The sequence below is a fragment of the Microbacterium sp. genome (assembly GCF_052099035.1).
Classification (GTDB): Bacteria; Actinomycetota; Actinomycetes; order Actinomycetales; family Microbacteriaceae; genus Microbacterium.
In genome coordinates this window covers 51,263-71,917 of sequence record NZ_JBQDSX010000010.1, presented here as the reverse complement: position 1 = coordinate 71,917, position 20,655 = coordinate 51,263, and the positions used below count along the sequence as shown (strand labels likewise).

At 66.8% G+C, this 20,655-nt stretch carries 29 protein-coding genes; 12 read left to right on the top strand and 17 right to left on the bottom strand.

The window, feature by feature from the left end; all coding sequences use genetic code 11:
- Nucleotides 1–31: 31 nt before the first annotated feature.
- Together ACTIAO_RS05215 and ACTIAO_RS05210 are read right to left on the bottom strand one after the other, a co-directional pair.
- Entirely contained in the window at nucleotides 32–496 is a 465-nt protein-coding gene (locus ACTIAO_RS05215; protein WP_441905207.1) for an aminoacyl-tRNA deacylase, read from the bottom strand.
- Nucleotides 493–990: a DNA helicase gene (locus tag ACTIAO_RS05210; protein ID WP_441905206.1), complete on the bottom strand. Its 498-nt coding sequence runs from the start codon at nucleotides 988–990 to the stop codon at nucleotides 493–495. The genes ACTIAO_RS05215 and ACTIAO_RS05210 overlap by 4 nt, the downstream gene beginning before the upstream one ends.
- A 108-nt stretch (nucleotides 991–1,098) precedes the next feature.
- On the opposite strand from ACTIAO_RS05210, the gene ACTIAO_RS05205 reads away from it, so the two are divergent.
- The 4 genes from ACTIAO_RS05205 to ACTIAO_RS05190 all read left to right on the top strand — a co-directional run bounded on the left by ACTIAO_RS05205 (nucleotide 1,099) and on the right by ACTIAO_RS05190 (nucleotide 3,510).
- Complete coding sequence (locus ACTIAO_RS05205; RefSeq protein ID WP_441905205.1) at nucleotides 1,099–1,656, top strand: peptidylprolyl isomerase; 558 nt, start codon at nucleotides 1,099–1,101, stop codon at nucleotides 1,654–1,656.
- A 24-nt stretch (nucleotides 1,657–1,680) separates the two neighbouring features.
- Nucleotides 1,681–2,577, top strand: a complete 897-nt coding sequence (locus ACTIAO_RS05200) for a rhomboid family intramembrane serine protease (protein ID WP_441905204.1) — start codon at nucleotides 1,681–1,683, stop codon at nucleotides 2,575–2,577.
- A 127-nt stretch (nucleotides 2,578–2,704) separates the two neighbouring features.
- On the top strand, nucleotides 2,705–3,163 hold the full coding sequence (locus tag ACTIAO_RS05195) for a prevent-host-death protein (protein WP_441905203.1): 459 nt from the start codon (nucleotides 2,705–2,707) through the stop codon (nucleotides 3,161–3,163).
- A gap of 2 nt (nucleotides 3,164–3,165) precedes the next feature.
- Nucleotides 3,166–3,510, top strand: a complete 345-nt coding sequence (locus ACTIAO_RS05190; RefSeq protein WP_441905202.1) for a hypothetical protein — start codon at nucleotides 3,166–3,168, stop codon at nucleotides 3,508–3,510.
- Nucleotides 3,511–3,513: 3 nt separating this feature from the next.
- Here ACTIAO_RS05190 and ACTIAO_RS05185 read toward each other — a convergent pair whose 3' ends face one another.
- Nucleotides 3,514–3,774, bottom strand: a complete 261-nt coding sequence (locus tag ACTIAO_RS05185) for a hypothetical protein (protein ID WP_441905201.1) — start codon at nucleotides 3,772–3,774, stop codon at nucleotides 3,514–3,516.
- 239 nt (nucleotides 3,775–4,013) lie between these two features.
- Entirely contained in the window at nucleotides 4,014–4,514 is a 501-nt protein-coding gene (locus ACTIAO_RS05180) for a GrpB family protein (protein WP_441905200.1), read from the bottom strand.
- A gap of 72 nt (nucleotides 4,515–4,586) precedes the next feature.
- Here ACTIAO_RS05180 and ACTIAO_RS05175 point away from each other — a divergent pair, with 72 nt between their 5' ends.
- Nucleotides 4,587–5,000: a hypothetical protein gene (locus ACTIAO_RS05175; RefSeq protein ID WP_441905199.1), complete on the top strand. Its 414-nt coding sequence runs from the start codon at nucleotides 4,587–4,589 to the stop codon at nucleotides 4,998–5,000.
- On the opposite strand, the gene ACTIAO_RS05170 is transcribed toward ACTIAO_RS05175, so the two are convergent.
- Both ACTIAO_RS05170 and ACTIAO_RS05165 read right to left on the bottom strand, forming a co-directional pair.
- The gene (locus tag ACTIAO_RS05170) at nucleotides 4,970–5,254 is read right to left on the bottom strand and encodes a PLD nuclease N-terminal domain-containing protein (RefSeq protein WP_441905198.1); all 285 of its coding nucleotides are present in this window, start codon (nucleotides 5,252–5,254) and stop codon (nucleotides 4,970–4,972) included. The two genes, ACTIAO_RS05175 and ACTIAO_RS05170, sit on opposite strands and share 31 nt — an antisense overlap.
- Before the next feature lie 88 nt (nucleotides 5,255–5,342).
- The gene (locus ACTIAO_RS05165) at nucleotides 5,343–5,582 is read right to left on the bottom strand and encodes a cell division protein CrgA (protein WP_441905197.1); all 240 of its coding nucleotides are present in this window, start codon (nucleotides 5,580–5,582) and stop codon (nucleotides 5,343–5,345) included.
- A gap of 78 nt (nucleotides 5,583–5,660) precedes the next feature.
- Between ACTIAO_RS05165 and ACTIAO_RS05160 the strand changes: the two genes are divergently transcribed.
- Genes ACTIAO_RS05160 through ACTIAO_RS05150 form a run of 3 tightly spaced genes read left to right on the top strand, consistent with a single transcriptional unit; the run spans nucleotide 5,661 to nucleotide 7,202 of the window.
- On the top strand, nucleotides 5,661–6,452 hold the full coding sequence (locus ACTIAO_RS05160; RefSeq protein WP_441905196.1) for a class E sortase: 792 nt from the start codon (nucleotides 5,661–5,663) through the stop codon (nucleotides 6,450–6,452).
- 10 nt (nucleotides 6,453–6,462) lie between these two features.
- On the top strand, nucleotides 6,463–6,618 hold the full coding sequence (locus tag ACTIAO_RS05155) for a hypothetical protein (protein ID WP_441905195.1): 156 nt from the start codon (nucleotides 6,463–6,465) through the stop codon (nucleotides 6,616–6,618).
- Complete coding sequence (locus ACTIAO_RS05150; RefSeq protein WP_441905194.1) at nucleotides 6,615–7,202, top strand: anthranilate synthase component II; 588 nt, start codon at nucleotides 6,615–6,617, stop codon at nucleotides 7,200–7,202. Before ACTIAO_RS05155 ends, ACTIAO_RS05150 begins: the two co-directional genes overlap by 4 nt.
- Nucleotides 7,203–7,298: 96 nt before the next feature.
- Here ACTIAO_RS05150 and ACTIAO_RS05145 read toward each other — a convergent pair whose 3' ends face one another.
- From ACTIAO_RS05145 to ACTIAO_RS05130, 4 genes are read right to left on the bottom strand one after another with little or no spacing between them, the layout of a single operon-like run.
- A complete protein-coding gene (locus ACTIAO_RS05145; protein WP_441905193.1) occupies nucleotides 7,299–7,769 on the bottom strand; it encodes a MogA/MoaB family molybdenum cofactor biosynthesis protein in 471 nt (156 codons plus the stop codon).
- Nucleotides 7,766–8,236 (bottom strand): cyclic pyranopterin monophosphate synthase MoaC, encoded by a 471-nt coding sequence (gene moaC / locus ACTIAO_RS05140; protein ID WP_441905192.1) that lies wholly within the window; start codon nucleotides 8,234–8,236, stop codon nucleotides 7,766–7,768. The genes ACTIAO_RS05145 and moaC overlap by 4 nt, the downstream gene beginning before the upstream one ends.
- Nucleotides 8,229–9,497: a molybdopterin molybdotransferase MoeA gene (locus ACTIAO_RS05135; RefSeq protein WP_441905191.1), complete on the bottom strand. Its 1,269-nt coding sequence runs from the start codon at nucleotides 9,495–9,497 to the stop codon at nucleotides 8,229–8,231. The genes moaC and ACTIAO_RS05135 overlap by 8 nt, the downstream gene beginning before the upstream one ends.
- Nucleotides 9,494–9,742, bottom strand: a complete 249-nt coding sequence (locus ACTIAO_RS05130) for a MoaD/ThiS family protein (RefSeq protein WP_441905190.1) — start codon at nucleotides 9,740–9,742, stop codon at nucleotides 9,494–9,496. Before ACTIAO_RS05130 ends, ACTIAO_RS05135 begins: the two co-directional genes overlap by 4 nt.
- A gap of 98 nt (nucleotides 9,743–9,840) precedes the next feature.
- Between ACTIAO_RS05130 and ACTIAO_RS05125 the strand changes: the two genes are divergently transcribed.
- Nucleotides 9,841–10,974: a ThiF family adenylyltransferase gene (locus tag ACTIAO_RS05125; RefSeq protein ID WP_441905189.1), complete on the top strand. Its 1,134-nt coding sequence runs from the start codon at nucleotides 9,841–9,843 to the stop codon at nucleotides 10,972–10,974.
- Between the two features lie 2 nt (nucleotides 10,975–10,976).
- On the opposite strand, the gene moaA is transcribed toward ACTIAO_RS05125, so the two are convergent.
- The 5 genes from moaA to ACTIAO_RS05100 are packed head-to-tail and all read right to left on the bottom strand — an operon-like array spanning nucleotide 10,977 to nucleotide 15,275.
- Nucleotides 10,977–12,068, bottom strand: a complete 1,092-nt coding sequence (gene moaA, locus ACTIAO_RS05120; protein WP_441905217.1) for a GTP 3',8-cyclase MoaA — start codon at nucleotides 12,066–12,068, stop codon at nucleotides 10,977–10,979.
- 36 nt (nucleotides 12,069–12,104) lie between these two features.
- The gene (locus ACTIAO_RS05115; RefSeq protein ID WP_441905188.1) at nucleotides 12,105–13,217 is read right to left on the bottom strand and encodes an ABC transporter ATP-binding protein; all 1,113 of its coding nucleotides are present in this window, start codon (nucleotides 13,215–13,217) and stop codon (nucleotides 12,105–12,107) included.
- Nucleotides 13,214–14,053 carry an ABC transporter permease gene (locus ACTIAO_RS05110; protein ID WP_441905187.1) on the bottom strand — a complete coding sequence of 280 codons (840 nt, stop codon included), beginning with the start codon at nucleotides 14,051–14,053 and terminating at the stop codon, nucleotides 13,214–13,216. Before ACTIAO_RS05110 ends, ACTIAO_RS05115 begins: the two co-directional genes overlap by 4 nt.
- Nucleotides 14,050–14,871 (bottom strand): molybdate ABC transporter substrate-binding protein, encoded by an 822-nt coding sequence (modA, locus tag ACTIAO_RS05105; protein ID WP_441905186.1) that lies wholly within the window; start codon nucleotides 14,869–14,871, stop codon nucleotides 14,050–14,052. The genes ACTIAO_RS05110 and modA overlap by 4 nt, the downstream gene beginning before the upstream one ends.
- Nucleotides 14,868–15,275, bottom strand: coding sequence for a TOBE domain-containing protein (locus ACTIAO_RS05100; protein WP_441905185.1), 408 nt, complete (start codon nucleotides 15,273–15,275; stop codon nucleotides 14,868–14,870). The genes modA and ACTIAO_RS05100 overlap by 4 nt, the downstream gene beginning before the upstream one ends.
- A 182-nt stretch (nucleotides 15,276–15,457) precedes the next feature.
- Here ACTIAO_RS05100 and ACTIAO_RS05095 point away from each other — a divergent pair, with 182 nt between their 5' ends.
- The 3 genes from ACTIAO_RS05095 (at nucleotide 15,458) to ACTIAO_RS05085 (ending at nucleotide 18,897) form a co-directional block, all read left to right on the top strand.
- On the top strand, nucleotides 15,458–15,988 hold the full coding sequence (locus tag ACTIAO_RS05095; protein WP_441905184.1) for a nucleoside deaminase: 531 nt from the start codon (nucleotides 15,458–15,460) through the stop codon (nucleotides 15,986–15,988).
- 46 nt (nucleotides 15,989–16,034) lie between these two features.
- Complete coding sequence (locus ACTIAO_RS05090) at nucleotides 16,035–17,498, top strand: NCS2 family permease (RefSeq protein WP_441905183.1); 1,464 nt, start codon at nucleotides 16,035–16,037, stop codon at nucleotides 17,496–17,498.
- 220 nt (nucleotides 17,499–17,718) lie between these two features.
- The gene (locus ACTIAO_RS05085) at nucleotides 17,719–18,897 is read left to right on the top strand and encodes an MFS transporter (protein ID WP_441905181.1); all 1,179 of its coding nucleotides are present in this window, start codon (nucleotides 17,719–17,721) and stop codon (nucleotides 18,895–18,897) included.
- A 132-nt stretch (nucleotides 18,898–19,029) separates the two neighbouring features.
- On the opposite strand, the gene ACTIAO_RS05080 is transcribed toward ACTIAO_RS05085, so the two are convergent.
- Together ACTIAO_RS05080 and xdhC are read right to left on the bottom strand one after the other, a co-directional pair.
- The gene (locus ACTIAO_RS05080) at nucleotides 19,030–19,794 is read right to left on the bottom strand and encodes an SDR family oxidoreductase (protein WP_441905180.1); all 765 of its coding nucleotides are present in this window, start codon (nucleotides 19,792–19,794) and stop codon (nucleotides 19,030–19,032) included.
- Nucleotides 19,787–20,653: a xanthine dehydrogenase accessory protein XdhC gene (xdhC, locus tag ACTIAO_RS05075; protein WP_441905179.1), complete on the bottom strand. Its 867-nt coding sequence runs from the start codon at nucleotides 20,651–20,653 to the stop codon at nucleotides 19,787–19,789. Before xdhC ends, ACTIAO_RS05080 begins: the two co-directional genes overlap by 8 nt.
- Between the last annotated feature and the right edge of the window lie 2 nt (nucleotides 20,654–20,655).

Below are 20,655 nucleotides of genomic sequence, written 5' to 3'. Positions count from 1 at the left end.
ATCCCTGAGCCTGTCGAAGGGGCGGAAGCGGTTACTCCGGCACGGAGATGTCGGCGACCGTCGCGCCGTAGGCGGCGATCAGCGCGTCAGCATCCACGAACAGGCTGTATCCGTGGGCTCCTGCGCCCATCGCGATGCGCTGTCCGACCAGCGACTCGTCGGCGTAGATCGGCCAGTCCGTCGTGCTGCCGATGGGAACGATGGTGCCGCGTTCGAATCCGGTGGCGGCCAGTGCGAGTTCGGGCTCAGGCAGGCGCAGCTTGTTCACGCCGACGAGGGTGCGGAGCTTTGGCCACGAGATCGAGCGTCCGCCGGGAACCAGCGCAAACAGATATGTGTCGTCGCGGCGCTTGACCACGAGGGTCTTGACGATGCCGGATGCCGGGATGCCGAGCAGCTCCGCAGCCTCATGGAGGCTGCCTGCGTTCGGTCGCTCGCGGATCTCGATGTCGAGACCACGGGCGGCCGCGGCATCCCGAACCCGGTCGAGACTCACGCGTCGGGTGCTGCGAGCGGGTCGTCGGCGACCCAGAGCTCGTCGTCTGCGCGCAGTGCCTGCCAAGCGGCGTAGAGCACGCCAGCGGCAGCTGCGGCACCGAGGACGATCGCGACGATCGAACCGAGGCCGGGGCCCTGCTTCTTCTTGACGATGCGGCCGTTGGAGACCGTCAGCCCCTGACGCTTCGCGTTGGCGACATCCCATGCCGACAGTGCGCTGCCGACGACGCCGCCGACGAGCGGAACGACCTTGTCGTCCACGACGTGGCGGCCGATCTTGATGCCGCGGTCAACGGTCGGGGCGACGTTGCGCTTGTACGCATCCTGGACGACCGGGAAAACCTGCTCGCGACCGGCGTTGCCGAGCTGGCGGCCAGCTTCACGAGCGATTCCAGCGGCGTGGCCGACGAGCTCCTGCTGGTGCTCCCAGAGATCGGTGGCGTCGTTCTGCAGACGGCGCAGTTCTTTCTTGCGCTTGCGGGTCAGGCTCACGGTTGTTCTCCTGTCGACTTGGAGTACGGGTTCACTATCTTGCCAGACGAGTCTGGGTAGAGGGAGAGAATCGGCCATCTCATACGAATGCTCTGAGAGAATACCTGCATGGCTCAGCACTCTCACGTCGCAACTCTGCACACCAACCACGGCGACATCGTCGTCAACCTCTTCGGCGATCACGCTCCGAAGACCGTCAAGAACTTCGTCGGCCTCTCCGATGGAACTCAGGACTGGACCCACCCCGCCACCGGAAAGCCCGGCGAGGGTCCGCTCTACAAGGACGTCATCTTCCACCGCATCATCCCGAACTTCATGATCCAGGGCGGCGACCCGCTCGGTCAGGGCGTCGGTGGTCCTGGCTACAACTTCGATGACGAGATCAATGCGGAGCTCAACTTCAACGAGCCCTACATCCTCGCCATGGCCAACGCGGGCCTGCGCCGCAACGCGATCACCGGCAAGGCCGAGGGCACGAACGGCTCGCAGTTCTTCATCACCACCGACCCGACGCCGTGGCTGCAGGGCAAGCACACGATCTTCGGTGAGGTCGCCGATGACGCCTCGAAGAAGGTCGTCGACGAGATCGCCGCAGTGCGCACCGGTGGCGGAGACCGTCCCGTCGAGGACGTCGTCCTGCAGTCGGTCGACATCGCCGCGGTCTGACCCGCGCAGCACTGGCCGATCCGGATGACGTCTTCTGAGTTCGCGAGCAATCGCGACAATTACTGCTATCGCCATCCGGATCGGCAGAGCTTCGTGCTCTGCCAGCGCTGCATGCGCACGATCTGCCCTGAGTGCCAGACGCAGGCGGCTGTCGGCGTCATCTGCCCGGAGTGCATGAAAGAACAGCAGCAGAACCGCACTCCCGCGCAGAAGCGGGCCCAGCGCCAGTGGGGACGCCGCTCCGCCGGTCCCGTCGCGATCGCTGCGCGCGGCGGCAAGCCCGTCGTCACGTACGTGCTTCTCGCGATCACGTCGTTCATCGGGCTGGTGCAGCTCATCCCGGGTCTCGGCGATCAGATCACCGGTGCCCTCCTGTTTCACGCCGGCTACCTGTACCCCAGCCTTTCCGGAATGCCTTTCGAGTCCTGGCGGCTGCTCACGGCGCTGTTCGTGCACGGCGGATTCATTCATCTCGCGCTCAACATGCTCGCCCTGTGGATGCTGGGGCAGAGTCTCGAGCCCATGCTCGGCCGCGCCCGCTACCTCGCGCTGTATCTGATCAGCGGTCTCGGCGGCTCGGTGGCGGTCGCGCTCATCGCCCCGAATACAGCGACGGTCGGCGCATCGGGTGCGATCTTCGGCCTGATGGCGGCGCTCTTGATCATCGGACGCCACATCGGCGCCAACGTCACCGGCATCCTCATCGTGCTCGGCATCAACTTCGCCTTCGGTTTCTTCGTCGGCGGGATCGCCTGGCAGGCGCACCTCGGCGGCGCTGTCGTGGGCGCCCTCGTCGCGTACATCCTCACTCGGACCCGAAAACGGTCCCAGCGCGCGTGGCAGATCGTCCTGCTCGTGGCGGTGACGGTCGTGCTGCTCGTCGTCGTCGCCTTCGTGCCTCCGCTGATCATCCTGGCTTAACCGCCAGATCAGGAGTTGTTAACAGGGTTGTCCACCCCTGTGAATAACAACGGTGTAATTCTCCCCAGGCTGTGGATAGAACTGTGGATAACTAGACTTCCGAATACGTTCCGAATAAGATGAGACAATGACTCTCCTCAACGACGTCCGTACGACGACTCGTCGCTCATCCGATCTGAGCAAGCACTCCGCCGACGTGTTTGCTGAGGCCGAGGAACATCCGGTGCAGGTCACGCGGCGCGATGGTGAGACGCTCGTGCTGATGTCACAACGCGAGGCGGACGCGCGCGCTCTGCTTCTTCAGTTCGCAGCCGACCTCATCACTGTCACACTCGATGATCAAGGCACGCTCGCATCACGAATGGCTCGAAAGTTCGAGTGGATGCTTGCGCTTTCTGATGCAGACCAGGCAAGTTGCGCGCAGAATCTCATTGACGCGGCGAGAGCATCCTTCTCCACCGGTCAGGCACACATCGCTGTGGCGGAGCTGACTTCCTGGCGTGAGACGGCGACTGCGATTGCCGCGGGTCTCGCGGGATCCTCGATCGAGTGGATCGACTTCCAGACGCCGGTTGAGCGTCCCTGATCGTGCCCAAGGTCGACCATGTTCAGCGACCGACGAAGAAGTCGGAGTATCTCCTCTGCTTTGCTTCAGTGGGTGGGCAGAGAGGATGGCGGGATCTGGCGGCGACAATTCGCGGGCCACTTGCAGACTCGTGGGACTTCCTGACCCGGACGCCGACCGAGCGTACTCCAACGAACTACCCGCTGAAGGGTGAAGAACTCGGCACGATCACTCGGGCCGGGAAGAGCTACGTGCGTTGGCAACACAAACCGACCGCTCAAGGGGACGCTCGCATCTGGTTCTTCGTAGAAGGTCAGACAGTATTCCTCGAGCAGGTGCACGCCAAGCATCCGAACCAGACGAAGTAGCTACTACGCGACCCTCGCGTGCGGCAGGGCCAGGTTCACGAGACTCACGAGGAACTTCCCCGGTTCGTCGAGCATGCAAATGTGCGCCGAGTTCTCGAACCAGACGATGTCCTTCGAGGGTGCCGTCACCCGTTCAATCCAGCGCTCGACAGGTGGTGTCGCGGTCGTCCAATCGTGGCGTCCGAGGAAGAGGACGATCGGCACTTCGAGCCTGGTCCGCTCCCGTGCATCGAAGCCGAGCACTTGGGGGAGCAGCTTAGACATGGATGACTGCTGTCCCGCGCCGATCAGCTCCAGCTCGTCGTCGCTGTAGTACGGCGACAGGTTTGCCGGGGCGGACAAATATGCGGCACACACGATGAGCACCGGGTTCGACGTGCTCTGACCTCGAATCGAGACGAACTGCTGGACGCCCCCGAGCTCGACATATTCCGTGCGATCGATCCCTTCTGGGTTGGGAATTCGACAGACATCTGCGATGACTGTGCGGCTCGTTTCGTCACCTATATTGGTCCAATCTCGTCCAGGATGCTGAAGACGACAGCAGCCTTCGCTCGGGTGTAGTCGCCCCAGCCCGTCGCTGTGGCAGCCGCCGTCTGCTTTACAGCCAGGTACTTCGCACGGCTCTCCGCGTCGGAGACGAGGATGTCACGAAAGCGCAGTCGCCTCTTCCACTCGACACCCTGAAATTCGAAGACGTGGATGACGAATGTGCGGTCCGATCGATCCGGCCAGCTCAGCCACGCATGCCCGGCCCTTTCTCCCTCAAGATCGAACCCTCGTCGTGCCAGCTCGTGCGCGGAGCGCTCGACTCCCCCAGCATCCATGCCGACGGCGAGATCGACGACGGGCTTGGCGGGCAATCCGGGGACTGCGGTGGAACCGATGTGCTCGATCGTGGCGGCGGGCAGATACGACGAGAGCAGCACAGCCATCTCGCCGGCCATCCGTGCCCAATGCTCGTGCTCACTGGGGACCAAGGTCACACGCTGGTCGGATGCCATTCGATGAGTCTCCCAGAGGCGCATGCTTTACGGCATCCGGCTGTCCGTGACGGGATGACCTAGCATGACTGCATGCGCAGGAGCGTGGTGGCGACGGTGAGCATGATGCTCCTCGGCTCGGTTGCGCTGACGGGTTGCGGGGCGACTGTAGAGGCCTGCCCGGCGATCGGGTACGGAAGCACCGCGACGATCACGTTGAAGACTCCGCAGCCGGGGCTGACGCTCGAGGTGTGCGATGGCGAGAGCTGCTCCCCCGCCCTGCCGAGCACGCCGGGACAGACGAGCCTGAGCGATCTGAACGGATCGAGTGCGGAGGGGTGGACAGCCCATTTCATTCTCGGTGGCAAGGCGATGATGGGTTATCGACTGACGGATGCTTCGAGCTCAATCATCGACGAGGGATATGTGCCCGTCGACTGGGTGCGGATCGACGGCACCGAACAGTGCGGCGGAAATCAGGAAGCCAGCGTCGAGCTTCCTGTGTGATTCTGAGCCGACCTCGTCTCGCGCGGAGCATTCGCAGCGCGACGACCGATGAACAGCCACGAGAGGGGCCCGACATACGGGATGAAGATCGCCGCGAGCGTCCAGATCAGCGCGTGAAACGATGTGATGCGCTTCGCGGTCCGAGAGAGTGAGACCAGCGCGATCACCAGGAGAAGCAACGCCCCGAGAACAGCAACTGACCATACGACGTCGTACGCGGCGGGCAGCAGCGGGTTGTTTTCGGTCTCGGACATGTTCCGAGCCTAGTCAGGCGCAGCCCCAGCATCCACGAAAAATGCCCCTCGCCGGAGCGAGAGGCATTTCGAATAAGTCAGTGCGCGCTTATCGCCAGCGCGTCGTCATCAGGAAGCCGACGAGCGCGATGCCCAGGCCGATGGCGAGGTTCCACGAGCCGATGCCGGGAACCGGGAACTGCATGCCCGAGATGTAGAACACGAGGATCCACGCGAGCCCCAGCAGCATGAACCCGAGCATGACGGGCTTGAACCAGACGGCGTTGGGGGCGGCTTCGCCCTCAGCCCGCTCGACGACGGGTTCTTCATTCTTGCGGTCACGTGCCATGCCGCCATTCTACCCATGACCGTCGGTTCTTCCCGCTTCGTCGGTTGGTTGCAAACTTCGCCGGATATGATCGCGCCTATGACTGCATCCGCCTCGCAGCCGACTCGGCGCGCTCGCCGCAGGCGTCGACGATCGCGGGCGACGTTCACGAGCGTGCTGGGTGAGCTGCTGTTGACCGCCGGCGTGCTCGTTCTGCTGTTCGTCTCGTGGCAGATGTGGATCGGCGACATGATCATCGGTGCACAGAGCAACAGCGAGGGCCAGGCCGTCTCTCAGGAGTGGGCCGAGCTCCCGGTACCCGAGCCGCCCCCCGCCGTCACCGAGGAGGATGGCGACACCTGGTACGAGCCGCCGGTGCTCGCGCACCCCGAAGCGGGCATGAAGTTCGCGCAGATGCTGATCCCTCGGTTCGGCCAGGACTACAACGTCGCGCTCGCCGGCGGCACGACGCGTCCGATGACACTCGACAACGGATGGATCGGCGTCTACGACCAATCCGTGATGCCGGGTCAGGTCGGCAATTTCTCCATGGCCGGCCACCGCACCACCTGGGGCGCACCGCTGAACCGCATGGACAAGCTGCGCATCAACGACGCCATCGTCGTGGAGACCCCGGAGGGCTGGTACACCTACCGCTTCCGCACCCTTGAATATGTCACGCCCGACCAGGTCGACGTGCTGCTCGATGTCCCGCAGGTGCCTGGTGCCGCCACCGGAGAGCGATATATGACTCTCACGGCATGTTCGCCTCTGTACTCCCTCGCCGAGCGCATCGTCGGCTACGCCGTCTTCGAAGGATTCCAGCCCCGCGCTGAGGGTCCACCCGCCTCCCTCGAGCCCGTCGCCGAGATCGCACCCCCGTCCCTCTAGGAGCACTGACATGTACGCAGCGCTGTGGCGCATTCTTCCCGGCCCGTGGTGGCTGCGCGTGCTGATCCTGCTCGTCGTCATCGCCGCGATCCTCTACGGGCTGTTCTTCTACGTGTTCCCGTGGGTGAGTCCGCTCATCACGCCGGACGAGGTCGACCTGGAGTGAACGCACGCGTGCTCGTCGTCGACAACCACGACAGCTTCGTGCACACGCTCGTCGGCTACCTCCGCGAGCTCGGCGCGCGCATCGACATGATCGAGGCGGATGCTGCGGACGCGGCCGGCTTTGCCGCCCTCCTCCCCCGATACGACGGCGTGCTGCTCTCCCCCGGTCCCGGACGTCCGCGGGATGCCGGAGCTTCGGTCGATATCGTCACGCTGTGCGCCGAGACGCGGATGCCGCTGCTCGGCGTCTGCCTCGGGCATCAGTCGATCGGTACAGCGTTCGGCACTGACGTGTCAGAGGCACCGGAGCTCATGCACGGCATGGTCTCCACCATCGAACACGACGGGACTGGTCTGTTCGACGGCATCCCCTCGCCCCTCGACGTCGGCCGCTACCACTCCCTCGCGCTCGCCGAAGGCGAGCTGCCTCCCGAGCTTGCGGTCACTGCGCGCACGGCATCCGGGACCGTCATGGCGATCGCGCATCGCGAGCTGCCGATCGTCGGGGTGCAGTTCCATCCCGAGAGCATCCTCACCCAGCACGGCCACCACCTCCTGGATAACTGGCTCACCTCGCTGTCCTGACCCGCCGACGCCCCCTCGCGCTGTCCACGCCCCCTCTGGATTACGTATCTCAGGAGGGGCGTCGACGACCCGAGGGGGGCTCGGCGGAAGGGGAAATCAGTGATCGCCACCGGCGAGCTGGTCGAGCAGGTGATCGAGCACGCCGCCCAGCACCTCGAGGCCGTCGCGCACTCCCCCGGTGGACCCGGGGAGATTCATCACGACCGTGCGCCCTGCCACGCCGGCACGCCCGCGGGACAGCAGCGCGCTCGGTGTCTTCTCGGCACCGCGACGGCGCAGCTCTTCCGAGAGACCGGGCAGCTCGGCATCCAGCACGGCGAGCGTCGCCTCGGGCGTGCGGTCATCCGGCGAGACTCCCGTGCCCCCTGTCGTCAGCAGAACATCGGGATGCTCGGCCAGCACACGCCGCAGAGCGGAAGCGACCTCGGCATCGGGCGCGACGATCGGATCCGGTGTCTCGAACCCGCGTTCCACCAGCCAGTCGCGAATGACGGGACCGGTGCGATCGGAGTACTGCCCGCCCGCCGCCCGCGTGGAGACGACGAGGACGCGGGCGCTGCGGCTCATTCGATCGACCAGTCGCCGCTCTTGCCGCCCGACTTCGCCAGCACCTTCACGTCGGTGATGACGGCGTGGTTGTCGACGGCCTTGATCATGTCGTAGAGCGTGAGGGCGGCGATGTTCGCGGCGGTCAGGGCTTCCATCTCTACGCCGGTGACGCCATTGGTGACGGCAGTGGCGGTGATAGTTACGCGGTCACCGGAGGGCTCGAGGTCGACGGCGAGCTTCGTCAGCGGCAACGGATGGCACAGCGGAATGAGCGTCGACGTCTGCTTGGCGCCCATGATTCCGGCCAGACGCGCAGTGCCGAGCGCCTCGCCCTTCGGCAGCGAACCGTCGGCGATGCGCGAGACGACATCGGTGGTAGTGACGAGCACGGCCTGGGCACGTGCTTCGCGCCGCGTGACGGCCTTGTCGGTGACATCGACCATATGCGCCGAGCCATCGGCCCGCAGGTGGGTCAGGTCAGTCATCGATCCTCCAGATCTCCACTTCGGCACCCTCGGCGAGGGCATCCACACCGATCGGAATATGCGCCAGCACCGTCGCACGCGCGTAGTCGTGCAGCAGGTGCGAGCCCGGCGCTCCCACCTCGACCGTACCGTCCGCGCGCAGCGTGCCACGGCGCACCTGATGCTTGGCGCGAGGCGACGTGATCGCATGCGCGAGCGGTGCATGCGTGATCTCACGCATCGGCGCAAGACCGACGAGTTCGCGCAGCAGCGGGCGCAGGAACATCTCGAACGAGAGCAGCGCCGACACCGGATTGCCGGGGAAGGCGACGATCGGGATGCTGCGACCGCTCTCGCTGCGGACGGCGCCGAAGCCCTGCGGCCCACCCGGCTGCATGGCGATCGGCTCGAACGTGACGCCGGCATCCTCGAGCGCATCGCGGACCACTTCGAAGGCTCCCGCGCTCACTCCTCCGGCTGTGACGACGACATCGATGTCCGGATGCCGTGCGATCTCCTCGAGGACAGCAGAGGCAGCATCCGGCACGGACGCGTGCACGACGACGGCGCCCGACTCACGCAGCGCAGCCGTCAGCGACGTCGTGTTCGCATCATGGATCTGTCCGGGGGCCAGAGGCTCCCCCGGTGCGCGCAACTCGTCACCGGTGGACAGCAGCAGCACCCTGGGACGCGGGCGCACCGGAACCTCGGCGACCCCGGCTGCAGCCAGCGAACCCAGGCCGACCGGACCCAGGCGCGTCGCGGTGCGCAGGATGACGGCGCCTCGAGCGAGGTCGGCACCGGCCGGACGCACGAAGGTGCCCGCATTCACGGGGGCTGCGAACGAGACGGTCGTGCCGGGCTCCGCATCGCGACGGTCGGCACCGATTCCCGCGAAATGCGGCGGATCGGCGAGCTCGATCGGGATGACGGCATCCGCCCCGTTCGGGATCGGCGCCCCGGTCATCACGGGGGAAGCCGTGCCCGGGACGTGAGTGCGGATCGGATCGCCCGCGGCGCTGGTCGCGCCGACGGGAAGCGTCACGGGTGAGACGGCGGATGCTGCGTGCACATCCGCGCTGCGGACCGCATAGCCGTCCATCTGCGAGTTCGCGAACGGCGGCACCGAGCCGGGACTGGCGACGTCCTCGGCGAGCAGCCGGCCGAGAGCTTCGGAGAGCGGCACGCGGTCGGCGTGACGAGGGTCGCAGAGACGGGTGCGCAGTGGGCGCAGCAGCTCGGCGATCTCGAGCGCGTGATCGGCGGGCGTGCGCACGCTCATCCCCCGGCGAACTGCGGCAGGACGTCGATCGAGAGTCCAGCGGGTTTCGCATGGTCGCGGCTCACTGTGCCATCGACGAGGAACGATCCCGAGCGCAGCACACGTGCCATCGGCTGTCCGTACGATGCGAGCAGGCGGTCGTGCACATCGCCCACCGTCGGGGCGGAATCGAACGCGATCAGCTCCTGCTCGCGACCGGCGGCCTCGGCCGCAGCCGCGAAGTATCGTACGGTCACGTCTGCCATGATCACGATCCTAACCCAGGGGTGCGCGCACTCCATATAGTGAAATATCTCTCTCACCAGACGGATTCGCTCGGTTTCGGGGTGGGTACACTGAACCCATGATCCCGCTCGTTGAACCGGGTGCCGCACTGGAGCCCGAGCGCCTGGAGCGCTACAGCCGTCAGCTGATGCTGCCGGGGTTCGGCGAGTCCGCCCAGCGGCGACTGCGAGCGGCACGCGTGCTCGTCGTGGGCGCCGGGGGACTGGGCAGCGCTGTCGTCCCCGTGCTCGCGGCTGCCGGCATCGGCACCATCGGCGTCGCCGATGACGACATCGTCGAGCTGTCGAACCTGCACCGCCAGCTCAGCCATGGCGTCGCAGACATCGGATCGCGCAAGACCGATTCCCTGGCGGACACGGTGCGCGCCATCGACCCCGACTGTCACGTGATCACTCACGATGTGCGTCTGAGCGCCGCCAACCTCCCCGAGATCCTTGCGGACTACGACCTCGTGATCGACGGCAGCGACAACTTCCCGACCCGCTATCTCGTGAGCGACGCCGCGGCTTTGGCAGGAAAACCGCTGGTCTGGGGCTCTATTCTGCGGTTCCAAGGGCAGGTCGGAGTTTCGTGGGAAGGGCAGGGGCCGACGTATCGCGATCTGTTCCCCACGCCCCCGCCGCCCGAAGAGGCGCTCTCCTGCGAGATCGGCGGAGTGCTGCCGAGCCTCTGCCCGGCGGTCGGGTCGTTCCTCGCAACCGAGACGATCAAGCTCATCACCGGCATCGGCGATCCGCTGATCGGACGCATCCTCGTCTATGACGCGCTGAGCGCGGGAACGCGTGAGATCCGATACGCACGCCCCGCGGATGCTGTTCCCGTGACCGAGCTCATCGACTACGAGCTGTTCTGCGGCGTATCCGACGATGGCACGGCTGTCTCCGCTGCGGAGCTTCTCGCGCGGCTACGCGCGGGGGAGACGCCCACGCTGGTCGACGTGCGCGAGAGCGATGAGGTCGCACAGCGCCGCATTCCTGGCAGCATCCACCTTCCTGTCGGCGATATCGAGAGCGGGCGCTCGCCGGAGGCCGATGGCGAGCTCATCATCTACTGCGAACGAGACCCGCGTGCGCGTCGTGCCGTCCGCGAACTGCGGGAACGGGGGATCGACGCCCGCTACCTCGCCGGCGGCATCCGCTCGTTCGTCGACGTCGGGGGAGAGGTCATCAGCGGCGCACCCGCGGGGGTGTGATCTCAGCCGCCGATGTAGCTCATCTCGATGCGGTTGCGCGCCTGGCGCAGACCCGGGGTGAGTTCGGAACGGATCTCGGAATAGCGGTCATCGCGCGCGCCCCAGATGGATGCCATCGCCGAGGCGAGTTCGGCATCATCGGCGCCACCGCGCAGCAGGGCGCGCAGGTCGTGTCCTTCGTCGGCGAAGAGGCACGTGAAGAGTTTTCCCTCGGTCGAGATGCGCGCACGGTTGCATGTGCCGCAGAAGGCATTCGTCACGGAGGAGATGACGCCGACCTCGCCGCCGCCGTCACGATAGCGCCACCGCTTGGCGACCTCTCCCGGGACGACCGGTGCGATCTGCTCGAGGGGGAACACGGCGCCGATGCGTTCGATGATCTCCGATGAGGGAACGACCTCATCGAGTGACCAGCCGTTGGTCGTGCCGACGTCCATGAACTCGATGAACCGCAGCGTGAAGGGCGTGTCCTTGAAATGGGCGGCCATATCGAGGATCTCGCCGTCGTTCACACCGCGCTTGACGACCATGTTCAATTTGATGGGGCCGAGCCCGGCCTGGTGGGCGGCGTCGATCCCATCGAGCACGCGCGACACCGGAAAGCGCACATCGTTGATGCTCTGGAACAGCTCGTCGTCGAGGGAATCGATCGATACCGTCACGCGGTCAAGGCCCGCAGCCTTGAGAGCTGCGGCCTTCACGGCGAGAGCCGACCCGTTCGTGGTCAGTGCGATCTCGAGCCGCTCGCCCTCGGGGGTGCGGAGCGCAGCGAGTCGTTCGATGAGGCCCTCGATGCCGCGACGCAGCAGCGGTTCGCCGCCGGTGAGACGGATCTTGCGCACGCCGTGGGCGGCGGAGATGCGTGCAACGCGCTCGATCTCTTCGAAACTGAGCAGTTCATTCCGATCAAGGAATGAATAGTCTCGACCAAATACCTTTTTCGGCATGCAGTAGACGCAGCGGAAGTTGCACCGATCGGTGACCGAGATGCGAAGGTCGCGCATCGGACGGTCGAAACGGTCCACGAGACCGAGCGACGGCAGCTGTCGCGCCTTGGAGCGCTGCGGCTCTACGCGGTCTGCGTCAGTGGACATCACCGATACCTCCTTCGAGAGGAACGGTAGCACCAGTCAGGCGGCTGGGCGCACCGAGGTGTCGGCGGGGGAGAGGGCGAACGACAGGCGAGCTCCCGGCTGCACGCCGATTCCGACCGCGGCAGACGACGAGCAGTCCACGGCGATGTCGGGGTACTCGACGCACGTGATCCGGATGCCGCCGGGGATCGGCTCAAGCGACTGCACGGTGCCGGTCCACTCGATCAGGGCAGGGTCGGTTGCCGCGGCATCCAGGGTCCGGACGCGGACCGCGCCAGGGGCGAAGGCCGCCGTCAATTCGTCACCGGCGCGCGCGACCGGCCGACTCGGGAATACCAGCGGCGGCCCCCCGGCGCCGAGGTGCACGAGTCCGCCAGCAGCATCCGCGCGGCCGGTGACGAGATTGACCCCGGCGAGAGCGGCGACGAACGCCGATCCGGGGTGGCCGAGAACATCACGCGTCGTGCCCTCCTGCACGACGGCGCCGTCCTCCAGGACGGTGGTGCGCTCGGCGAGCACGACGGCATCGACGACGTCGTGGGTCACGAGAATCATCGGGATGCCGCGCCGGTTGCGCAGTTCGGCGATGAGACGCCGCGCCTGTGCGGCGGTCTGCGCATCGAGCCCCGAGAACGGCTCATCCAGGAGCAGGGCGCCCGGGTCAGCCGCAAGGGCCCGCGCGATCGCGGCCCGCTGCTGCTGACCGCCCGACAACTGCGACGGACGCCGGTCACCGAAACCGGCAAGACCGACCTCGTCGAGCAGGCGCAGGGCTTGAGCGCGAGCATCCGCCCGCCTGACGCCCTGCGCGCGCGGTCCGAAGGCGATGTTCTCGAGCACCGATAGGTGCGGAAACAAAAGCGAGCGCTGGCCGAGCAGTCCGACTCGGCGGTGCTCGGGTGGCACGCGCAGGCCGCTTGGCGCGTGCAGCTCGACGTTGCCGAGTCGGATCGTGCCGGTCACGTCGCGGACGTGACCGGCGATCGCACCGAGAAGTGTCGACTTGCCGGCGCCGTTGGGCCCGAGGATCGCGAGGATCTCACCGGGCGCGGCACGCACGGCACTTTTGAGGTCGAACCCACCGACCTGTGCGTGGACGTCGACGACGAGATCCGCTGTGCCGCCCGTCATCGCTGCGTCGCCCGTCATCGCATCGCTCCCGGGCGCCACCCGCGCATGAGAACGAGGACAGCGATCGCGACGAGGATGAGCATGAGCGAGAGGGCGATGGCGGTGTCCTCGCGAACTCCGGCGCCGTTGAACGCGGTGTAGATCGCCAGTGGCATGGTGCGGGTCACGCCGGGGGCGTTGCCGGCGAACAGCGCCGTGGCGCCGAACTCGCCCAGCGCCCTGGCGAAGCACAAGACGGTGCCGGCAAGGATGCCGGGGGCGGCGAGTGGCAGCGTGACACGGCGGAACACCGTCATCCGGCTCGCGCCGAGACTCGCGGCGACGCGCTCATGGCCGGTGTCGATCGTGCGCAGGGATCCCTCGACGGAGATCACCAGGAAGGGCAGGGCGACGAACGCCTGGGCGATGACGACGGCGGTGGTGGTGAACGGGATACGCATCCCGAGCACGGCGAGGGTACCGCCGAGCAGACCGTTGCGCCCGAGCAGGGCGAGCAGGGCGATGCCGCCGACGAGAGGCGGAAGCACGAGGGGGAGCGTGGTGAGCGTGCGCAGCACGGCGGCCAGCCCGTTCGAGGCGCGGGCGATGAGCATCGCCAGCGGAATCCCCAGCACGACGCAGATGAGCGTGGCGATGGTCGCGGTCAGTAGCGAGAGGCCGAGCGCCTGCTGCGCCTCGGGAGAGGTGATGGCCGTGACCATCTCCGACCACTGCAGGCGGGTGAGCAGCGCGATGAACGGCAGCACCAGCAGCACGGCGCCGATGATCGCCGGCACCAGTAGCCACGCGGGGAGCCTCCCCTGCACCGACCGCGACGGCCGGAGCAGGGGAGGCTGAAGGCTGGTCTGGGTCACGGGGCTCCGAACCCGAACGACTCGAGGACCTTCTGACCGGCGGGGGAGAGCACATACTCGACGAAGGCGCTTGCGAGCTCGGGGCTCGGTGCGTCGGCGAGCGACACGAGCGGATACACATTGACCGCGTCATCCGCGTTCGCGATCTCCACGCCTTGGACCTCGTGGCCGGCAGCGCTGACGTCCGTGCGGTAGACGAGTCCGGCATCCGCCTCACCCGACTTCACTTTCGAGAGCACGGCGGTGACGTTCTGCTCCTCGCTGGCGGGCGTGATCGTGATTCCGGCCGCCTCGATCAACGTCTTCGAGGCGTTGCCGCACGGGACCTCCGCCGCGCACAGCACGACGGTCAGCGGCTCGTCGCCAGCGTCGTCCGTCAGCGCATCGAGTCCGTCGATGCTGAGCGGGTTGCCCGGCGCGACGGCGATTTCGAGCGTGTTCGTGGCGAAGGGCTCCGCGCCGTCGGCGAGACCGGCATCGGTGACCTTGGCCATGTTGCGCTCGTCGGCGGAGGCGAACACGTCGACCTCGGCGCCCTCGATGATCTGGGTCGCGAGCACGGATGAGCCGTCATACGTGACCGCCCGCACATCGACCTCGGGGTTCTCCGCCTCGAAATCCGCGGCGAGCTGGTCGAAGGCGCCCGAGAGGGATGCTGCGGCGAAGATCGTGAGCTCGCCGCTCAGGCCCGTGGGCGATACCGGCACCGCGGTCGCCTCGGAATCTGCGGGATCTGCGGGACTTGCGGCGCATCCGGTCAGGGCGAGAGCCGCGGTGATGGCGAGAGCCGCGACCGCGCGGATGGGGGAGAGCCTCATGCGGAGGGTTCCTTTTCTGTTTCGAGAATGACCATGGTCGCCTTGATGACGGCGACGCCCTTGGAGCCGACTTCCAACCGCAGATCGCGCGCGGCCTCGGCCGACATGAGCGACACGATGCGGTGCGGGCCGCTCTGGAGCTCGACCTGTGCCATCAGCCCGTCGATGTCGACCTTGGTCACGAGTCCTACGAAGCGGTTGCGCGCACTGCTGCGGACATGTCCGACATCGGCGGGATCGACGGACATTGTCTTGGTGTGGGTGGCGAGTTCCGCACCGTCGACGACCTGCACGCCGGATGCGTCGTGATTCAGCGACAGGACACCGATCTGCACCCAGCGCCGCACGGTGTCATCGCTGACACCCACCAACTCGGCCGCTTCACTAATCCGAAAATGCGTCATAAAAATGACTATATCTCCGTAACTGCGGATCTGTAACCAACATTCTCACAGTGCGGAATAGTTATTCCGAAAAGTGTGGACGCGGGGCCCTTTCGCTGTTATCGTCGTTCTCGCCGTTCAAGACCCCAGCAGGGCACCCGAATCGGCCTGTGAACACCGAGAAGAAGCAAGGAAGCTCTCCCATGGACTCCACTGGAACCACGACAGCCTCGTACGTCGCTCAGGGTGACACCGATCCGGCAGCGGCAGAGCACCTCGCCCACGCCATCGAGATCGCCACAGAGAACGTTCGCAATGAAGGTGGCCCGTTCGGGGCTGTGGTCGTCTCCGCCGACGGCCAGGTCTTCGAAGGAGTGAACCGCGTCACGGCAGACCTTGACCCCTCGGCGCACGCCGAGGTGTCGGCGATCCGCAACGCTTGCAAGCAGCTGGGAACATTCGACCTCAGCGGAGCCGTCCTCTATACCAGCTGCGAGCCCTGCCCGATGTGCTTGGCCACATCGCTGTGGGCGCGGATCGATCGAGTGTACTTCGCGGCGAACCGCTACGACGCCGCGGACGCCGGCTTCGATGACGCCGTCTTCTACCGCTACTTCGAAGGCGAGGACAGCGACCGGACCATCATGCCGGTCGCCCAGGAGACGCTGCCGCCCGTGCAGCGCGTCGCACCCTTCACCGAATGGACGACCCTCACCACCCGCACAGAGTACTGACACGCACCGCAACACACAGCACCCCTCAGAGCAGGAGAGAACAAAGATGTCTCAAACCGCCACCGTCCGCGAAGATGCGGACACCCCGGAACCCGATTTGAAGGTCAGCAAACTCGACCGCTTCTTCGAGATCACGAAGCGGGGATCCACGATCTCCCGCGAGATCCGAGGCGGAATTGTCACCTTCGTCACGATGGCCTACATCGTGATCCTCAACCCCCTGATCCTCGGCGGCGTCGCCGACGTTGAGAACCACTCACTCGACCCCGCGCAGATCGGCGCTGCCACCGGCCTCACCGCCGGAGTCATCACGATCCTGTTCGGCCTCGTCGCCAAGATGCCGTTCGCGCTCGCCGCGGGCCTGGGCATCAACTCCTTCCTCGCCGTCGCCGTCGTCGGCAACGTCACCTGGCAAGAGGCCATGGGCCTGGTGATCATCAACGGTGTCATCATCGTGCTGCTGGGAGCCACCGGAGCGCGCACTGCGATCTTCCGGGCGATCCCGCGTCCGCTCAAGGCTGCGATCACCGTCGGCATCGGTCTGTTCATCGCCTTCATCGGGTTCGTGGACTCCGGCTTCGTCAACCGCACCCCGGGCGGTCCGCCCGTGCAGCTCGGTGAGGGCGGTTCGATCGCGTCCGTGCCGACACTGATCTTCCTCTTCGCACTCGTGCTCATCGGTGTGCTGGTCGCACGCAGGGTGCCCGGAGCAATCCTCATCGGCATCGTCGTCTCGACGATCGTCGCGATCATCGCCCAGGCGATGCTGCAGCTCGGATCGAGCGCGGAGAGCCCCGGCGGCTGGCACATGACGATCCCCGAACTGCCTTCGGCGATCCTCACCATCCCCGACTTCGGCCTCGTCGGTCAGTTCGATCTGTTCGGCGCCTTCGGCCGCATCGGCATCCTGTCGGCGACGATGCTCGTCTTCACCCTGGTCTTCACGAACTTCTTCGACGCCATGGGCACGATGACCGGTCTCGCGAAGAATGCCGGTCTCGCGCACAAGGACGGCACCTTCCCCCGCCTGCGCTCGGCATTCGTCGTCGAGGGCATCGGCGCCATCGCGGGTGGTGGCACCTCGTCCTCGTCGGCCACCGTCTACGTCGACAGTGCCGCCGGCATCGGGGAGGGCGCCCGAACCGGGCTCGCATCCCTCACTGTCGGCGTGCTGTTCCTGCTGTCGATGTTCTTCACCCCGCTGACGCTGACCGTGCCGATCGAGGTCGGATCAGCTGCTCTGGTCGTCGTCGGTGCGATGATGATGGCGCAGATCAAGGAGATCAACTTCACGAAGTTCTCCGTGGCACTGCCGGCGTTCCTCACGATCGTCACCATGCCGCTGACCTACTCGATCGCCAACGGCATCGGCATCGGCTTCGTCTCCTGGGCGCTCATCAACGCACTCTCCGGACGCGCCCGCAAGGTGCACTGGCTGCTGTGGGTCGTCGCCGTCGGCTTCGCCCTGTACTTCGTGCGCGGACCGATCGAGGCCATGCTCGCCGGCTAGCCCGGCTTGGCCCTCGTGCCCGGATTCTCGTGCCCGGCGTCGCCCTGTGCGGCGCCGGGCACGGTCGTGTGTGGGCGTGGCGACGCGGTGCGGGTGCTTGCGACGGACTCTTCCCGGGATGCGGGAGGGGTTTCGCGGGTCCTGTCGCGTTGGGAGCGAGGAAAACCTTCTGGCATAGAAGGATGCTGGGCGGCGGTCGCACGGATGAAAGGATGAACGGATGCAGCAAACCTCGGTCTGGCGGGAGCCGGGCATGCCCGCCCTCATCGGGATGGTCGTCGCTGGATTCTCCGGATACGCGCTGCTCATGCCGATCGCCCCGCTGTGGGCGGCGCGTGGGGGAGCGGACGAGGCTGGAGTCGGCGCTGTCACCGGCGTCTTCATGCTGTTCACCGTGCTCGTGCAGCTGTTCGTCCCCACGGCGATCCGCCGGTTCGGGTGGACGCCCGTGCTCGTCACCGGACTCTTCCTGCTCGGCGCACCGTCCCTCGCACACCTCCTCTCGGACGCGCTGCTTCCAATCCTCGCGCTCGCAGCCGTGCGCGGTGCGGGATTCGCGGTGCTCACCGTGTGCGGCAGCAGTGCTGTCGCCGAGCTCGTCGAACCCGCCCGGCGCGGTCGCGCCATTGGTGCGTTCGGTCTTGGCATCGCGGGCCCCCAGGTGCTGCTGCTGTCCGTAGCGCCGTGGCTGGCTGAACATCTCGGGGTATGGCTGGTCTTCGCCCTCGCCACGGCGCCGGTGATCGGAATCGCCTTCGCCGTGCCGCTCGGTCGGAGGTTGGATGCTCTGCCCCCGCATCCCGAGCCGGAGCACGCACATCGCGGAATGCGCCGCTATCTCGGTCTCCTTCCCCCGATGCTTCTGCTGCTCGGCGTGACCCTTGCCGGCGGAGCACTCATCACGTTCGTTCCGCAGTTCGGAGTCTCAGCCCTCGATGCGATGCTCGGACTACTGCTGCTTACCGGGCTCGCAGCGCTGTCGCGCTGGGGTGTGGGCCATCTCGCTGATCGTGTCGGTGCGGGACGAATCATGTGGCCGTTCGTCATCGTCACGGTGGTCGGAATGGCGTTGATCGCGTGGTCCGTGGCGGATGCCGGACGCACTGCCGCGCTGCTGGCAGGCATGGCCCTGGTCGGAATCGCCTACGGAGCACTGCAGAACCTCACCCTCGGCGTCGCATTCGAGGCCGTGCCCCGGCGGGACCACGTCGTCGCGAGCGCCGTGTGGAACATCGGGTTCGACGCTGGTACCGGTCTCGGCGCCATGGTCGTTGGAGCGCTCGCTGCTGCGTTCGCGTTCCCGCCCGCACTTCTGGCCGCCACCGCCCTGTCGCTGCTGACGCTGCCGCTCGCGTTCCTCGGGCTGCGCGATCGCGGACGCTCGCACGCGCCCGGATAGCTGGCCGCGCGCGACCGTAGTCGCCGAGGCCCCCTCTGGTCGCCGACGCCCCTCCTGATTTACGTCGCTGCGCGGGGGCGTGGATGCCCACCGGGGGCCTCGGCGCCAAGTAGGGGAGCGCGGGCGCGCGGGTCAGCCGCGGCCGATGAAGGGCATGCCGGCGGCGGTGACCGTGAGCTGGGGGACGCTCACGTCCGCGGGAAGCGACGCGACGCCTGCGACGAGGGATGCAACGTGCGCCACATCGAACGCAGGCTCGGGGCGCCGCGAACCGTCGGCCTGCAGCACGCCGTCGCCGACAATGGCGTCGATGAGGTCGGTGCGAGCGTTGCCGATGTCGAGCTGAGTCGCCGTGATCCCGTGTGCGCGCCCATCGAGTTCGATCGACTTCGTGAGCCCCGCGATCGCGTGCTTCGTCGTCGTGTACGCGGCCGACAGCGGCCGCGGCGTCTGCGCCGAGATTGATCCGTTGTTGATGATGCGCCCACCCTGCGGATGCTGCGCACGCATCTGCCGGAGCGCCGCCCCGGCGCACAGCACCGCTCCGGTGACATTCACGGCCCAGGTGCGCTCCCACTCCTCGAGCCGCAGATTCCCGACGTTCGCGCTGGGACCGAACACACCGGCATTGTTGATGAGCACATCGAGTCGTCCGAAGCGCGCCGCATGCGCGGCGAACAGCGAATCCACCTGCGCCGACTCGGTGACATCGGCGGGCACAGCAAGAGCGACAGCATCCGGATTCGAGAGAGTCGCCAGCGCGATCGTCTCATCGAGCGCATCCGCGCGCCGTCCGGCGAGCGTCACGGTGAACCCCGCGGCGAGCAGCGCGAGCGTGATCGCACGCCCGATGCCGGATCCCGCGCCGGTCACCAGCGCGCTGCGCGCCTCACTCACCCGCAACCTCGACACCCGCGACCCCAGCACCCGCGACTTCGGCACTGGCACCCTCCTCAACAGCAGCCTCGTCGATCAGCTGCAGAATGCGCGCACTGACGCTCACGGCGATGACGGCTGGTTGCTTTCCGGTGACCTCCGGGACGCCGATGGGCGTGGTGACTCTGGCGAGAGCATCCTCGTTCTGGCCGAGCTCGGTGAGCTTCTTGCGGAACCGCGCCCACTTCGATGCCGATCCGATGAGCCCGATCGACCCGAGTCCGTCGGCGCGCAGCGCCTGGTCGACGATCGCGAGGTCCTCGACGTGGTCGTGCGTCATCACCAGCACATGCGCACCGGCCGGCAGATCCGCGAGTGCCGACTCCGGCACCGGCGCGTGCACGACGTGCACCCGCGCGACCGCGTCATCCAGAACCGCGAGGCGTGAAGGCTCGAGCATCGAGGCCCGCGAGTCGACGAGGTACAGGTCGAGCTCATGCCGGGAGAGGATGCGCGCGAGTTCGATGCCGACATGGCCGATGCCGAACACCGCCACGGACGGGACGACTCTGACGGGTTCCAGCAGCATGGTGACCTCTCCTCCGCAGCATTGCACGCCGTACTCGACCGTCGCCTTGTCGCTCAATGTCAGCGTGAGAAGGGAAGGCTCCGCCGACCCGGAGGCGATGAGCTCACGCGCCTTCTGTGTCGCCGTCGCCTCGAGGTTTCCGCCGCCGACGGTGCCGAATGCGGCATCCGCCGACACGACCATCTTGGCGCCACCGTTGCGCGGCGCATGCCCGCGCACGGTGACCATCGTCACGAGCACGGCGGCGGTGCGCTCGGCGCGCAGCCGCTGCAGGGCATCGAGCCAGTCCATGA

What these genes read in the sequence shown, in the direction of transcription:
- ACTIAO_RS05130 (WP_441905190.1), bottom strand. Translation starts at nt 9,742, where the DNA reads ATGGCAGACGTGACCGTACGATACTTCGCGGCTGCGGCCGAGGCCGCC.
- ACTIAO_RS05205 (WP_441905205.1), top strand. Translation starts at nt 1,099, where the DNA reads ATGGCTCAGCACTCTCACGTCGCAACTCTGCACACCAACCACGGCGAC.
- ACTIAO_RS05185 (WP_441905201.1), bottom strand. Translation starts at nt 3,774, where the DNA reads ATGTCTAAGCTGCTCCCCCAAGTGCTCGGCTTCGATGCACGGGAGCGG.
- ACTIAO_RS05115 (WP_441905188.1), bottom strand. Translation starts at nt 13,217, where the DNA reads ATGACGGGCGACGCAGCGATGACGGGCGGCACAGCGGATCTCGTCGTC.
- ACTIAO_RS05135 (WP_441905191.1), bottom strand. Translation starts at nt 9,497, where the DNA reads ATGAGCGTGCGCACGCCCGCCGATCACGCGCTCGAGATCGCCGAGCTG.
- ACTIAO_RS05155 (WP_441905195.1), top strand. Translation starts at nt 6,463, where the DNA reads ATGTACGCAGCGCTGTGGCGCATTCTTCCCGGCCCGTGGTGGCTGCGC.
- ACTIAO_RS05100 (WP_441905185.1), bottom strand. Translation starts at nt 15,275, where the DNA reads ATGACGCATTTTCGGATTAGTGAAGCGGCCGAGTTGGTGGGTGTCAGC.
- moaA (WP_441905217.1), bottom strand. Translation starts at nt 12,068, where the DNA reads ATGTCCACTGACGCAGACCGCGTAGAGCCGCAGCGCTCCAAGGCGCGA.
- ACTIAO_RS05180 (WP_441905200.1), bottom strand. Translation starts at nt 4,514, where the DNA reads ATGGCATCCGACCAGCGTGTGACCTTGGTCCCCAGTGAGCACGAGCAT.
- ACTIAO_RS05165 (WP_441905197.1), bottom strand. Translation starts at nt 5,582, where the DNA reads ATGGCACGTGACCGCAAGAATGAAGAACCCGTCGTCGAGCGGGCTGAG.
- modA (WP_441905186.1), bottom strand. Translation starts at nt 14,871, where the DNA reads ATGAGGCTCTCCCCCATCCGCGCGGTCGCGGCTCTCGCCATCACCGCG.
- ACTIAO_RS05195 (WP_441905203.1), top strand. Translation starts at nt 2,705, where the DNA reads ATGACTCTCCTCAACGACGTCCGTACGACGACTCGTCGCTCATCCGAT.
- moaC (WP_441905192.1), bottom strand. Translation starts at nt 8,236, where the DNA reads ATGACTGACCTGACCCACCTGCGGGCCGATGGCTCGGCGCATATGGTC.
- ACTIAO_RS05170 (WP_441905198.1), bottom strand. Translation starts at nt 5,254, where the DNA reads ATGTCCGAGACCGAAAACAACCCGCTGCTGCCCGCCGCGTACGACGTC.
- ACTIAO_RS05090 (WP_441905183.1), top strand. Translation starts at nt 16,035, where the DNA reads ATGTCTCAAACCGCCACCGTCCGCGAAGATGCGGACACCCCGGAACCC.
- ACTIAO_RS05145 (WP_441905193.1), bottom strand. Translation starts at nt 7,769, where the DNA reads ATGAGCCGCAGCGCCCGCGTCCTCGTCGTCTCCACGCGGGCGGCGGGC.
- ACTIAO_RS05095 (WP_441905184.1), top strand. Translation starts at nt 15,458, where the DNA reads ATGGACTCCACTGGAACCACGACAGCCTCGTACGTCGCTCAGGGTGAC.
- xdhC (WP_441905179.1), bottom strand. Translation starts at nt 20,653, where the DNA reads ATGGACTGGCTCGATGCCCTGCAGCGGCTGCGCGCCGAGCGCACCGCC.
- ACTIAO_RS05200 (WP_441905204.1), top strand. Translation starts at nt 1,681, where the DNA reads ATGACGTCTTCTGAGTTCGCGAGCAATCGCGACAATTACTGCTATCGC.
- ACTIAO_RS05125 (WP_441905189.1), top strand. Translation starts at nt 9,841, where the DNA reads ATGATCCCGCTCGTTGAACCGGGTGCCGCACTGGAGCCCGAGCGCCTG.
- ACTIAO_RS05175 (WP_441905199.1), top strand. Translation starts at nt 4,587, where the DNA reads ATGCGCAGGAGCGTGGTGGCGACGGTGAGCATGATGCTCCTCGGCTCG.
- ACTIAO_RS05160 (WP_441905196.1), top strand. Translation starts at nt 5,661, where the DNA reads ATGACTGCATCCGCCTCGCAGCCGACTCGGCGCGCTCGCCGCAGGCGT.
- ACTIAO_RS05085 (WP_441905181.1), top strand. Translation starts at nt 17,719, where the DNA reads ATGCAGCAAACCTCGGTCTGGCGGGAGCCGGGCATGCCCGCCCTCATC.